8 protein-coding genes are annotated in these 13,396 nt (G+C 70.8%); 4 read left to right on the forward strand and 4 right to left on the reverse strand.

Going from position 1 to position 13,396, the window contains the following annotated elements; translation table 11 throughout:
• Positions 1 to 52 precede the first annotated feature (52 nt).
• Positions 53 to 1,213, forward strand: a complete 1,161-nt coding sequence (locus LNW73_RS31665) for a PP2C family protein-serine/threonine phosphatase (protein WP_250992293.1) — start codon at positions 53 to 55, stop codon at positions 1,211 to 1,213.
• Positions 1,214 to 1,267: 54 nt separating this feature from the next.
• On the opposite strand, the gene LNW73_RS31670 is transcribed toward LNW73_RS31665, so the two are convergent.
• Positions 1,268 to 2,821 carry an MFS transporter gene (locus LNW73_RS31670; protein ID WP_250992294.1) on the reverse strand — a complete coding sequence of 518 codons (1,554 nt, stop codon included), beginning with the start codon at positions 2,819 to 2,821 and terminating at the stop codon, positions 1,268 to 1,270.
• Positions 2,822 to 2,840: 19 nt separating this feature from the next.
• Entirely contained in the window at positions 2,841 to 4,199 is a 1,359-nt protein-coding gene (locus tag LNW73_RS31675; protein ID WP_250992295.1) for an NAD(P)/FAD-dependent oxidoreductase, read from the reverse strand.
• Positions 4,200 to 4,467: 268 nt separating this feature from the next.
• Between LNW73_RS31675 and LNW73_RS31680 the strand changes: the two genes are divergently transcribed.
• Positions 4,468 to 4,737 (forward strand): DUF4235 domain-containing protein, encoded by a 270-nt coding sequence (locus LNW73_RS31680; protein ID WP_308407754.1) that lies wholly within the window; start codon positions 4,468 to 4,470, stop codon positions 4,735 to 4,737.
• A gap of 91 nt (positions 4,738 to 4,828) precedes the next feature.
• On the opposite strand, the gene LNW73_RS31685 is transcribed toward LNW73_RS31680, so the two are convergent.
• Complete coding sequence (locus LNW73_RS31685) at positions 4,829 to 6,280, reverse strand: dihydrolipoyl dehydrogenase family protein (protein WP_250992296.1); 1,452 nt, start codon at positions 6,278 to 6,280, stop codon at positions 4,829 to 4,831.
• A 461-nt stretch (positions 6,281 to 6,741) separates the two neighbouring features.
• Here LNW73_RS31685 and LNW73_RS31690 point away from each other — a divergent pair, with 461 nt between their 5' ends.
• Together LNW73_RS31690 and LNW73_RS31695 are read left to right on the forward strand one after the other, a co-directional pair.
• A complete protein-coding gene (locus LNW73_RS31690) occupies positions 6,742 to 8,160 on the forward strand; it encodes a ricin-type beta-trefoil lectin domain protein (RefSeq protein ID WP_250992297.1) in 1,419 nt (472 codons plus the stop codon).
• A 112-nt stretch (positions 8,161 to 8,272) separates the two neighbouring features.
• Positions 8,273 to 10,417 (forward strand): RICIN domain-containing protein, encoded by a 2,145-nt coding sequence (locus LNW73_RS31695; RefSeq protein WP_250993101.1) that lies wholly within the window; start codon positions 8,273 to 8,275, stop codon positions 10,415 to 10,417.
• 64 nt (positions 10,418 to 10,481) lie between these two features.
• Here LNW73_RS31695 and LNW73_RS31700 read toward each other — a convergent pair whose 3' ends face one another.
• Positions 10,482 to 13,217 (reverse strand): glycoside hydrolase family 2 protein, encoded by a 2,736-nt coding sequence (locus tag LNW73_RS31700; protein ID WP_250992298.1) that lies wholly within the window; start codon positions 13,215 to 13,217, stop codon positions 10,482 to 10,484.
• Positions 13,218 to 13,396 lie beyond the last annotated feature (179 nt).

The raw sequence follows: 13,396 nt of genomic DNA on the forward strand, positions 1-13,396 counted from the left end.
GGCTCCCGCCGGTGCGTACCGACCCATCGACCGAAGGCGTGGCCAGCCACCAGTGAACGCTCTCCAGGACTCCGGGCGCGCCCTGCGCGCCGCGACGCCTCCCGCCCTGCTCGACGCCCTGCGGCCGGTCCTGGCCCGCTGCCACGACGCCCTGGACGCACAGCTGTTGATGGCCGACTACGGCCTGGGACACCTGCAGGCGATGACGGTCCCGCCGCACGGCGTCCCGGCGCTGCCGGTGGACGGATCGGGCGCGGGCCGGGCCTTCGGCTCGCAGGAACCGTACGCCGAGCGGCGGGGCGGCGGCAGCGTCCTGCACCTGCCGGTCACCGCGCGCGGTGACCGGCTCGGCGTGCTGAGTGTCACGTTCGCGGAGCCGCCGGACCCGGCCGCCACCACGGAGCTGCTGGAGATCGCCGGGCTGCTCGCCCACGAGGTGGTGGTCGCCGAGCGCGACACCGACCTCTACGTCCAGGCGCGCCGGCTGGACCGGCTCACCCTCGCCGCCGAGATGCAGTGGCAGCTGCTGCCCGCCCGCTCCTGCAGCCGGCCCGAGTTCGCCCTCGGTGCACAGCTGGAGCCCGCGTACGACACCTTCGGGGACAACTTCGACTGGTCCGCCTCGCCCGACGCGCTCACCCTGTCGATCACCAACGGGATGGGTGACGGCATCAACGCCGCGCTGCTCACCGGCCTGGGCGTGGGCGCGCTGCGCAACGCCCGGCGCGCCGGGCTCCCGCTGGCCGACCAGGCCGCGCTCGCCGACCAGGCGGTGTACGGCCAGCACCACGGCACCTGGCACCTGTCGTGCCTGCTGCTGCGGTTCGAGCTGGCCACCGGCCTGGTGGAGATCATCGACGCGGGATCGCCGAGGGCGTTCGTGCTGCGGGACGGAACGGTACGGCCCCTGACGTTCGAGGCCCAGCTCCCGCTGGGCATGTTCGACGGCACCCACTACGAACCCGAGTCGATCCGGGTGCTGCCCGGCGACCGGCTGCTGTTCGTCAGTGACGGGGTGCACGCCGTCACCGACGCCGGCGGTGAGGCGTACGGTGACCGGGCGCTGGCCCGCGCGTTCCTGGGCACCCGGCTGCTGCCCGCGGCCGATGTGCCGCGGGCCGTACTCAGGGAACTCACCACACACCGCGGCTCGTCCCAGGGGGACGACGACGCACTGGTCGTCTGCATGGACTGGTTCGGCACACCCGCCTGACCGCGCCCGCCGGACCGCACTCGCCCGGCTGCCGCCGCCTGACCGCTCCGGCCGTCAGGTGGCCGGCGCTGTGGAGGTGGAGGTGGAGGACGCCTCGGGTGCGGACCCCTCGGGTGCGGACGGCTTCGCGGCCGACAGCGGGGTGGCGATGTCCTCCAGGGAACGCCCCTCCGCCGGTACCGCCAGGAAGGCGGCGACGACGCCGGCCACCGTCATCAGTGCCGCACCGATGCAGAACGCCAGGACCGTGTCGTCGACCACCCCGGACTCGGTGAGCTTGGCGAACACCAGCGGTCCGGTGATGCCGCCCGCCGCCGTCCCGATCGCGTAGAAGAACGCGATGGCCATCGCCCGGGTCTCCATCGGGAAGATCTCGGAGACGGTGAGATACGCGCTGCTGGCCCCCGTCGAGGCGAAGAACAGCACCACGCACCAGCACGCCGTCAGCGTGTCGGCCGACAGATGCCCGGCCCCGAAGAGCCACGCGGTGCCGAACAGCAGCAGGCCGCTGCCGATGTAGGTACCCGCGATCATGGGGCGCCGGCCCCAGGTGTCGAAGAGCCGTCCCAGCAGCAGCGGACCCATCAGGTTGCCCGCGGCGATCACCGCGAAGTAGTAGCCGGTGTGCCCGGTGGGGACGTCGTAGAACGTGGTGAGGATCGCTCCGAAGCCGAAGGTGATCGCGTTGTAGAGGAACGCCTGGCCGACGAAGAGCGCCAGACCCAGCGTGGCGCGCTTGGGGTAGTCGCCGAAGACGGTCTTCGCGATGATGCCGAAGCCGATCGAGGTGCGCTGGTGGACGGTGATCTCGCCGGCGGGCTCCGGCAGCTCGCGTCCGGTCTCGCGGGTGATCTGCTCCTCGGCCGACGACACCAGCTCGTCCGCCTCCTCGCCCCGTCCGTGGATGAACATCCAGCGTGGCGACTCCGGCACATGGCGCCGCACCACCAGGATGATCAGACCCAGCACGACCCCCAGGGCGAAGGTGAGCCGCCAGCCCAGATCGGCGGGGAAGATGTTCGTGTCGAGCATGAGCACCGACAGCAGGGAGCCGGCGATGGCGCCCAGCCAGAAACTGCCGTTGATGATCAGGTCGACCCGGCCGCGGTACTTGGACGGGATCAGCTCGTCGATGGCCGAGTTGATCGCCGCGTACTCACCGCCGATGCCCAGCCCGGTCAGGAAGCGGAACGTGAAGAACCACCAGGACTGGAACGACAGCGCGGTCATCGCCGTGGCCGCGAGATAGACGGCCAGGGTGATCAGGAACAGCTTCTTGCGGCCGTAGCGGTCGGTGAGCCAGCCGAAGAACAGCGCGCCCACACAGGCCCCCGCCACGTACAGGGCGGCGGCGAGACCGGTCACCTGCGCGGACGTGATGGACAGTCCGCTGCCCTGCTCGGAGAGCCGGCCGGCGATGTTGCCGACGACGGTGACCTCGAGCCCGTCGAGGATCCACACCGTTCCCAGACCGATCACGATGGTCCAGTGCCACTTCGACCACGGCAGGCGGTCGAGGCGGGCGGGTACCGCGGTGGTTATGGTGCCGGTCTCCGCCGCGCCCGCGCCGGAACCCGCTCTGCTGTCTGTGGTGTCTGACGACGCCATGGAACGCCTCCTCGGGCGATCAGGCACGCGCGGCCGGCGCGGCGGTGTGCTCACGGATCTGGTCCGGCGTCAGATAGGCGTCGGTGTACTCGAAGTCCCGCAGCCGGGCGGGGCGCCGGGCCAGGAAGCCGATGCGGACGAAGTCGTCGCCCGCGGTGGCGTTGAGCAGCCAGTTGGTCATCACCCGCACCTTGGCGACATTGGTCCGCAGCGCCATCAGGTGGTAGCCGCGGGCCACGGCCTGCGCCGGCAGACCGGCGAGGTCGATGCCCAGCGGCCGGGAGACCGCGTCCGTCCCGCCGAGGTCGACGACCAGGCCGAGGTCCTTGTGCACGTAGGGGCGCGACGGTTGGCCGCGCAGTGCCGCGACGACATTGCCCGCGACCGCCTTGCCCTGCCGCTGGGAGTGCTGCGCCGTGGGCGCGCAGATCCGGCCGTCGCCCCGGGCCAGATCCGGAACGGCGGCGGCGTCGCCCAGTGCGAAGACGCCGTCCAGGCCGGGGACCTCCATCGACGGGGTCACCACGAGGCGTCCCTTGACCGTCTCCGTGCCCAGGGTCCCCATCAGGGGGCTGGCGGCGACGCCCGCCGTCCAGACCAGCGTGCGGCAGGGCAGTTCCCGCCCGTCGGTGAGGGTCACGCTCTCCGGGGCGGCCTTGGCGACGGAGACGCCCAGCGACACCTCGACGCCGCGCTTGCGCAGCATCGTCATGGCCTTGCGGCCCAACTCGTCGCCGAGTTCCGGCATGAGCTTGTCGGCGATGTCGACCAGATGCCACTTGATCAGTGACGGGTCCAGCCGCGGATAGCGCTTGAGGGCGCCGGTGGTGAGCCGCTGCAGACAGGCGGCCGTCTCCGTACCGGCGTAGCCGCCGCCCACCACCACGAACTGCAGCCGGGCCGCCTGCTCCGCGCGGTCCGTGCTGTTCGCGGCGAGATCGAGCTGCGCGATGACGTGGTCGCGCAGATACGCCGCCTCGGCCAGTGTCTTCATTCCCCGCGCGTTCTCCTCCAGCCCCGGAATGTCGAAGCTGCGGGTGATGCTGCCGGGCGCCAGGACCAGGTAGTCGTAGGCGATGTCGGTGATCTCGTCGGTGGTCCTGCGCACGATGCAGACCTTCGCCCGCGGATCGACACCGATCGCCCCACCCGGCACGACGGCCGTCCGCCGCAGCACCCGGCGCAGCGAGACCGCCACCGACTGCGGCGTCAGGACACCGGAGGCGACCTGCGGCAGCAGCGGCAGGTACAGCGAGTATCCGAAGGGGGTGACCAGCGAGATCTGCGCCTCGTCGGGACCCAGCAGCTGCTCCAGCCGGCGCGCGCACTCCAGCCCGGCGAACCCGCCTCCCACGACGACGATCCGGGGTCGGTCCATGTCCACAGCCTCCGTTGTCCGTAACGCGGGTCGGCGACGCGGCGACGGATCGCGGTACCGGGGTATCGCGATGTCGTGCGGGCCGCGGCCCGGTCGGACGGTGCGAACGGGCCTCATGGGGTTCGGCTAACCCGCGACCCGGTGGGGAAAACATCTCGTCACCCGATTGATCGGGCCGAGGAGCGGAAGGCGTAGGGGCAGGAGAACAGGGCAGTCGGACCACCGCCGCGATGAGGCGGATCCTGGTGAAGCAGAAGGAGGCAGCGCTGTGCCCAAGGCAGCGAAAGTCGTGTACAAACCGATCGGTCTCATCGTCGGGATGGCGGGCGGCGCGGTGGCCGGCCTGATCTTCCGGAAGGTGTGGGACCGGGTCGGGCCCGGCGACGCTCCGGAACCGCTCGAGAGCGACCACACATGGGGTGAGGTGCTCGCCGCCGCGGCCATCGAGGGCCTGATCTTCTCGGTGGTCCGCGCGGCGGTACAGCGCGGCGGCGCCGTCGGCTGGCGCCGCGTCACCGGTACCTGGCCAGGTGACTAGGTCGGCTCGGCGCCGGCCGGCAGCGCGACATCAAGGGCCGCTCGTCGATGACCGGGGCCGAGCCGACGAAGGCGCTCGGCCGCAGGGCGGACTACTGCCGGTAGGTCTCCAGCAGCCGCAGCCAGACCTCGCTGATCGTCGGGTAGGCGGGGACGGCGTGCCAGAGGCGGTCGACGGGGATCTCGCCCGCGACGGCCATGGTGGCGGACTGCAGCAGTTCGCTGACGCCGGGGCCGGTGAAGGTGGCGCCGATGAGGTGGCCGCGGTCCAGGTCGATGACGATGCGGGCCTGGCCGCGGTAGCCGTCCGCGTAGAGGGACGCGCCGGCGACCCGGCCGAGGTCGTGGTCGACGACGCGGATCCGGCGTCCGGCGCGTTCGGCCTCCTGGGCGGTCAGGCCGACGGAGGCGATCTCGGGTTCGGTGAACACCACCTGCGGTACCGCCGCCACATCGGCGGTCGCGGCGTGCGGACCCCACGGCGAGGTGTCCAGCGGCCGGCCGGCCGCGAGGTCGCCGATGGCGGCGCCCGCGATCCGCGCCTGGTACTTGCCCTGATGAGTCAGCAGGGCGCGGTGGTTGACGTCGCCGACCGCGTACAGCCAGCCGCCGTCGACGGCGGTGACCCGGCAGGAGTCGTCGACTTCCAGCCATGATCCATCGGTGAGCCCGACGGTCTCCAGGCCGAGGCCGTCGGTCCGCGGGGCGCGGCCGGTGGCGAAGAGGACCTCGTCCGCCTCGATCTCCTCCCCGCCCTCCAGGATCACGGTCACCGGTGCGGACGGCGACTCCCGGCGGACGGCCGCCACGTCGACCCCGGTGCGTACGACGGCGCCCGCCTCGGTCAGTGACGTCGCGACGGACTCGCCCGCGAACGGTTCCATCCTGGGCAGCAGTTGGGCGCCGCGCACCAGGAGGGTGACCTCGGAGCCCAGCGCCCGCCAGGCCGTCGCCATCTCGACGCCGACCACGCCGCCGCCCACCACGACCAGCCGGCCGGGCACGGCCGGCGAGGACGTGGCCTCCCGGCTCGTCCACGGGTGCGCCTCGTCGAGGCCGGGCAGTTCCGGCAGGACGGCGCGGCTGCCGGTGCAGACCGCGACGGCGTGCCGGGCGGTCAGCGTCCGTTCCGTTCCCTCGGGTGTGCGGACGACGACCTGGCGCGGCCCGTCGAGCCGCCCTTCGCCGCGCACCAGGTCGACATCGACGGATTCCAGCCAGGCGGCCTGTCCGTCGTCCTTCCAGTGCGAGGCGAAATCGTCGCGCCGGGCCAGCACCGCGGCGGCGTCGAGACCGCCGCTCACCGCTTCGCGGGAACCGGCGACGGCGCGGGCGCCCGCCAGCGCGGCCACCGGGCGCAGCAGCGCCTTGCTGGGCATGCAGGCCCAGTAGGAGCATTCGCCGCCGATGAGTTCGCTCTCCACGACGACGGTGGTGAGGCCCGCGGCGCGGGTGCGGTCCGCGAGGTTCTCTCCCACCGGGCCCGCGCCGATCACGATGACGTCGTACGTCGTGGTCCCGGATGACTGGGGTGAGGGGCTCATGAGAGGGCCTGTCTGCAGGGGGCGGGCGTCCGGAAGTCATCTTCGCCCAACGGCCCGGGTACGGCCACCACCCGTCGCGCGGGCGCGGCGGCAGCGGAAAGGGCGTGGTGGGGCGAGTTCCATTTGATTGGTCCAGACCCTTGACGCGACCATGATCACGCGAGTTCAATCACCCCTTGAACTAAGTGGTGATAAAAGAAGCCGCGCTTCCGCAACTTCCTTACCCGGCCTTCTCCGGCGGCCGCCGCCGACCCCCACCAGATCACCGGCGGCTCGTCCCACCACAGCTGATGCACGGCCGCACACCAGCCGTGCACCGGTCGCACCACCGGCCACGACACGCCCGGAGCCGCACCACACCGGGGCGTGCCGCAGCCTGCGCACCACCGGTCAGGACTCCGCCACCCCTGGGGCGGCGGGCACCCCCACGCGCTCCCCGGCGCACGTTCCGAAGGACAGCCATGCCCTGGTCACGCCTGAAGAAAACCCTGGTCGCCGCGGCGATCCCGATCATGTCCGGAGGTCTGCTGCTCGGCAGCAGCCCGGCCGCGAACGCCGCCGCCAACCCCGGACCCGGATTCCCCGCGCACTACGCGGCTCCTTACGTCGAGACCTGGAACTCGCCCTCGGCGATGGCCAGTGCGCAGGCCGCCACCGGCCTCAAGTACTTCACGCTCGCCTTCGTCATCGGCGGCGGCGGATGCAACGCGACGTTCAACGGCAACACCGACATAGGTGACGCCGGATGGACCAACGCCATCAACAGCCTGCGCGCCTCCGGCGGCGATGTCATCGCCTCCTTCGGCGGCGCCGCCGGCACCGAACTCGGCCAGGCGTGTACGTCGGTCTCCTCGCTCCAGGCGCAGTACAAGAGAGTCGTCGACACCCTCAACCTGACCCGTATCGACCTGGACATCGAAGGCGGGGCGCTCAACGACACCGCCGCCAACGACCGCCGCAACCAGGCACTCGCCGCCCTGCAGCAGCAGTACGCGGCGGCCGGCCGCACCCTCGCCGTCGACTACACCCTCCCGGTCAATCCGACCGGGCTGGAGTCCAACTCCATCAGCCTGCTGAACAACGCGAAGAGCCGCGGCCTCAACGTCAGCGTCGTCAACATCATGACGATGGACTACGGGCCCTCGATGGACATGGGCCAGGCCGCCATCAACGCCGCCACCGCCCTGCACGGCCAGCTCGGCCAGATCTGGAACACCAAGACCTCCGACCAGCTGTGGGCGATGGAGGGCAACACCCCCATGATCGGGGTGAACGACTCGACCAACGAGGTCTTCAGCACCGCCAACGCCACCTCGCTGGAGACCTTCGCCGCCAGCCACGGCATCCAGGAACTGTCCTTCTGGGCACTGGGCCGGGACAAGGCCTGCGCCAGCAACGGCACCCTGTCCGACAGCTGCAGCGGCACCTCGCAGAGCCCGTACCAGTTCGCCCGCACCTTCAACGCGATCACCGGCAACAACGGTGGCGGCGGGACCGAGCCCACCGGGCGGATCACCGGCATCGCCGGCAAGTGCGTCGACGCGGCGGCCGCGAGTTCGGCCAACGGCACCGCCGTACAGCTCTACGACTGCAACGGCACCGGCGCCCAGAACTGGACCGTCGCCGCGGACGGCTCCCTGAAGGCGCTGGGCAAGTGCATGGACGCCACCGGCCAGGGCACCGCCAACGGGACGAAGATCCAGCTGTGGGACTGCTCCGGCGGCGGCGCCCAGAAGTGGACCCGCTCCGGCAACACGCTGGTGAACCCCGCCTCGGGCCGCTGCCTCGACGCCACCGGGCAGAGCTCGGCCAACGGCACGCGCCTCCAGCTGTGGGACTGCGCGGGGTCGGCCAATCAGCAGTGGGCGCTCCCCAGCTGATGACCGCCGCACCCCACAACGACAGGAGTACTCCGTGACCGCACGACACTCGAACCATCCGCTCACCGCCCGAAGAGCGGCACCGCTGGCGCTGGCGTTCGTCGTCCTCGCCATGACCTGCTGGACGCTCCTGGCGCCGGCCGGCAAGGCGTCCGCGGCGGCGCTGCCCACCGGGCTCGTCACCGTCGCCAACAAGAACAGCGGCCTGTGCGCGGACGCCCGCGCCGCCTCGACGGCCAACGGCACCGCCGTGCAGCAGTACACCTGCAACGGCACCGCCGCGCAGCAGTGGCAGTTCCAGGCCACCAGTGACGGCTACGTCCGGGTCAACAGCCAGGGCAACGCAGCCCAGGTGTGGGACGTCGCCGACGTCTCCACCGCCGACGGCGGCCTGATCCACCTGTGGACCTACGGCGGCGGCAACAACCAGCAGTGGCTGCCGGTCGAGGAGACCGGCGGCTCGTACCACTTCGTCAGCCGCAACAGCGGCAAGTGCCTGGACGTGCCGAGTGCCTCGACCGCCAACAGCGTCCAGCTGCAGCAGTGGGCCTGCAACGGCAGCACGGCCCAGTCCTTCCAGGTGACCCCGGCGACCGGCACCCCGCCGGACAACCCGCCCGGCACCCCTGACCTGGGCCCCAACGTCTCCGTCTTCGACCCGTCGATGTCCGCGTCGACGATCCAGAGCCGGCTGAACACCGTCTTCGGCCAGCAGGAGACCAACCAGTTCGGCGCCAACCGCTTCGCGCTGCTGTTCAAGCCGGGCACCTACAACGCCGATGTCAACGTCGGCTTCTACACACAGGTGGCCGGTCTCGGCCTGTCGCCCGACGCGGTCACCATCAACGGCGGTGTGCACGCGGAAGCCGACTGGTTCCAGGGCAACGCCACCCAGAACTTCTGGCGCTCCGCCGAGAACCTCTCCGTCAACCCCACCTCGGGCACCGACCGGTGGGCCGTCTCGCAGGCCGCGCCGTACCGGCGTATGCATGTGCGCGGCAATCTCGCACTGGACGACGGCGGCTGGTCCAGCGGCGGCTTCATGGCCGACTCCAAGGTCGACGGCCAGGTGCGCTCCGGTTCGCAGCAGCAGTGGCTGTCACGGAACAGCCAGTGGGGCAGCTGGACCGGATCCAACTGGAACATGGTCTTCGTCGGCGACCCCAACGCGCCCGCCAACACCTTCCCCAATCCGCCCTACACCACGGTGAACCAGACCCCCGTCACACGTGAGAAGCCGTTCCTCTACATCGACGCGGCGGGCGCCTACCAGGTGTTCGTCCCCGCACTGCGGGCGAACTCGACGGGCACCACCTGGGCCAACGGCACGGCCGCCGGCTCCTCGCTGCCCATCAGCCAGTTCTTCATCGTCAAGCAGGGCGCGACCTCGGCCGACATCAACGGGGCCCTCGCGCAGGGCAAGAACCTGCTGTTCACCCCGGGCGTCTACCACCTCAACGACACGATCAGGGTGACCCGTCCCGACACCGTCGTCCTCGGTCTGGGCCTCGCCACGCTGGTCCCGGACAACGGCGTGACCGCGATGTCGGTCGCCGACGTCGACGGAGTGAAGCTGGCCGGACTGCTGATCGACGCCGGTTCGGTGAACTCCGCGACGCTCATGCAGGTCGGTCCGGCCGGCTCCAACCAGAGCCACTCGGCCGACCCGACCTCCCTGCACGACGTGTTCTTCCGCATCGGCGGCGCGGGCGTCGGAAAGGCCACCCAGAGTCTGGTGGTCAACAGCTCCAACGTCATCGGCGACCACATGTGGCTGTGGCGGGCCGACCACGGCAGCGGCGTCGGATGGACGTCCAACACCGCTGCCACCGGACTGGTCGTGAACGGCAACAACGTCACGATGTACGGGCTGTTCGTCGAGCACTACCAGCAGTACCAGACCATCTGGAACGGCAACGGCGGCCGCACGTACTTCTACCAGAACGAGCTTCCCTACGATCCGCCGAACCAGGCGGCCTGGATGAACGGGGGCACCCGAGGCTACGCCGCCTACAAGGTCGCGGACTCGGTCACCAGTCATGAGGCATGGGGCTTCGGCAGCTACTGCTACTTCAGCAGCAATCCCGCGGTCGTCGAGGAGCACTCCTTCGAAGTACCGAACACCTCGGGTGTGAAGTTCCACAACATGGTGACCGTCTCCCTGGGCGGCACCGGAACCATCAACCACGTCATCAACTCCACCGGCGGCCCGTCCAACTCGGGCAGCAACGTCGCCAACCTCGTCAGCTACCCGTAGTTCACGATGCCGCGCCCGGCCGCTGTCACCAGCGGCCGGGCGCGGCATTCGCAGGTACCGGCGGCTACCGGTTCGCGGGGACCGTGGCGGTGGCGGTGTTCCAGCCCGAGACCCGCACGCGGGGCGCGGAGCCGTGCAGGTCAGCGGTCCGGTACGAGGCGGTGAGCGTCACCGACTCGCCGGGCCAGAGACTCACTTCGTTGTCGGACCAGGTCACCGGCAGCACCGGGGCGCCGGCGCCGTCCACCAGATGGGCGTCGGTCAGCAGCGCGGGCGCCTTGCCCGTGCCCGTGTTGCTGAGGGTGACCGAGGTGGTGGACGTGCCGTCGCTTCCGGCGGTGGTCCGTGCCGTCGCGGTGACGGTGGCCGGAGCCAGGGAACTGAGTCCCTTGAGGTCGGCGTAGGCGGTCGTGGGGGTGTAGTACCAGTCGGTGTTGTCCCAGTCCAGGACGTCCTGCCGGGTGGAGAGCCAGTACACGTTGCGGCTGACCTCGGCGCCCGAGGAGTCCGTCAGTACGAGCTTGGCCAGATAGGTGGTGGACAGCCCGCTCACCGTGGACGGCACGGTGAGCGCGGTGGTCTTGGCGCCGTCGCCGCCGACCGTCAGTCCGGTACTGGTCCTGTCGTACTTCATGGTCCCGTCGGTGTTGTACAGGCTCACCCGGGCGGTGAGTCCGGACGCGGACGCGTGCCGGTTGTTGACCAGGACCACCGAGCGGGTGTCGTACGAGTACTGCACGTGCAGCGGTTCGTTGGCCTTCTTGGCGCCGAAGTAGGCGCCGCCCTGGTCGAGATAGCGGTCGACCAGCTGCCAGTGCAGTGAGGTCCAGCCGCTGTTGAACATCCAGTAGATGACTCCGGTCGCCGGCTGGGAGCTGTCGGAGGCGTTGCGGCCGTAGGACTCGAACTGGGCGCGGACGGCCTCGTACTGGGCCAGCTGCGCCTTGCGGACGTAGTCGTCCAGGCCGGTCGGCTTGCCGTAGCGGCCGGTCAGCGCGTTGCCGAAGAGCTTGAGGTCCTTGAAGGTCGACGAGGGCGAGCGGTGGTACTGCGGGGCGGTGGGGTCCTTCCAGAGGGTTTCGAGTTCGGCTGGGGACAGCGTGCGGCGCAGGGTGTCCAGGGTGGGGATGTCGGGGCCGGCGCTGGTCTCGGAGTTGAAGCCGGTGGCGCCGCCCTCGCGTTTGGCGTACCAGTAGTTGGGCGGCACCCAGTCGTAGGGTCCGCTCATCTTCATGCCGGACGGTCCCGACAGCGGTGCGGACTTGGCGGAGGCGGCCGCGACCACGGGTGTCGGCCAGTCGGCGGCCTTCAGGGCGTCGACGTAGCCCTTCTCGATGGTGGCGTCGGGGGCGAAGTCGCTGCCGATGAGAAACGAGATGACGCTGGGGTGGTCGCGCAGCCGCGCGGCCTCACCGGCCATGGACGCCTTGGCGACGGGGTAGTCGGCCGCGGTCCACTTGTCGCCGGGCTCGCCGCCGTTGACGTTGCCCTCCCACTTGTCGCAGCACTCCCAGCCGGGCATCGTCAGGATGCCGTACCGGTCGGCGAGGTCGAAGAACTCGTCAGGTTCGATGTGGCCTTCGAGCCGGATGGTGTTGAGGCCCAGATCGAGCGCGTACCGCAGCCGGTCCTCGGTGTACGTGCGGTCCCAGCGCAGGAACACGTCGGGTGACCAGCCACCGCCCTTGATGAGCAGCTTGCGGCCGTTGACGGAGTACTGGCGCGCGCCGTTGCCGTCCACGGGTGCCTTGACGTCCCGGATCCCGAAGCGCTCCTGCGCGCTGTCGGATGCGGTGCCCGAGACGGTGGCGGTCAGCCGCAGGTCGTACATCGACTGGGCGCCCATGCCGGCCGGCCACCACACCGCGGGCTGGTTCAGCCGCAGTTGGGGGTAGCCGGACGGCGCGAAGGCGACCGCCTTGGTCTCGTGTGCCGCGAGGCCGACGTTCTGGCTGAAGGTGATGGCGCCGATCGTGCCGGACACGGTCGTCGTGACCGGGTCCGCGGTGTCGTTGCGGACCTGTGCCTTCACGGTCAGGTCGGCCGAGCCGAGGGACGGCAGTGCGAGGGCGGTGACCACGTGCGCGTCCCGCAGCGCCACCGGTCCGCCGCGGCGCACCAGGACGTCCCGGACCAGGCCCATGTTCTCGTCGGGCGGCGGCTGGAGCCAGTCGATCCACCCCATGGTCAGGTTCTTCCGGGGATCGTTCGGCTGGACGAGGAAGGCGACGGTGTTGGTACCCGCCCTGACCTGGGAGGTGACGTCCAGCTCATGCCGGGTGTAGGCGCCGGCCACCGCGTCCTTGGTCGCGATCCGGACGCCGTTGACGTACACGTCGGCGGCGGAGACGACGCCGCTGAAGTCCAGATAGGTGCGCGCGGACGTGTCGCTGACGGTGAAGTCGGAGCGGTACCACCACGGGACGGCGAAGTCCGCGGTGGGGATCTTCTTGAGGTTCTGCGAGTAGAACGGGTCCGGGTAGCGGCCGGTGGCGAGCAGCGCCGCGAGCACGGTGGAGCGCGGACCGGCCGGGTACCAGCCGGCGGCCGGGTAGCCGGGTGTGGAGACCGTGGTGGGGGAGTCGGTGACCTTGGCGGACGACTGGATGGCGTAGCCGGTGAGGGCGGTCGCCGAGCCCGGCTCCGGCGCGGTCACGGTGACCGGTGCCGCCGCGCGGGCGGCGGCGGGGGCCGGAGGAGCGGCGTTGGCGGGGAGGACGAGGGCGAGGGCGAGACCGAGGACGGCGAATGCCGCCGCGGTGGCCTGCCGTCGACGGTGTGGTGCCGGACGGAGGAACACGCTGGATCTCCCAGTGGCTCGTGGGGGGTTCGCGCCTGGGCGGGGGTGCCGAGTTTCAAGTTAAGGAACGTTACTAATGCGGTTCCCCTGAATTTAGGGAGCCGGGCAGGCCGTGTCAACGGCGCCTGGGAGACATGCGCGTGCCGGCGCGGCCCCGCGGTGGCGGGACGGCGCCGGCA

This window comes from Streptomyces sp. RKAG337, from assembly GCF_023701715.1.
Lineage (GTDB): Bacteria > Actinomycetota > Actinomycetes > Streptomycetales > Streptomycetaceae > Actinacidiphila.

Excerpts from the sequence above, each read along its gene's own strand:
- LNW73_RS31670 (WP_250992294.1), bottom strand. The coding sequence starts at position 2,821 with ATGGCGTCGTCAGACACCACAGACAGCAGAGCGGGTTCCGGCGCGGGC.
- LNW73_RS31675 (WP_250992295.1), bottom strand. The coding sequence starts at position 4,199 with ATGGACCGACCCCGGATCGTCGTCGTGGGAGGCGGGTTCGCCGGGCTG.
- LNW73_RS31685 (WP_250992296.1), bottom strand. The coding sequence starts at position 6,280 with ATGAGCCCCTCACCCCAGTCATCCGGGACCACGACGTACGACGTCATC.
- LNW73_RS31690 (WP_250992297.1), top strand. The coding sequence starts at position 6,742 with ATGCCCTGGTCACGCCTGAAGAAAACCCTGGTCGCCGCGGCGATCCCG.
- LNW73_RS31695 (WP_250993101.1), top strand. The coding sequence starts at position 8,273 with ATGACCTGCTGGACGCTCCTGGCGCCGGCCGGCAAGGCGTCCGCGGCG.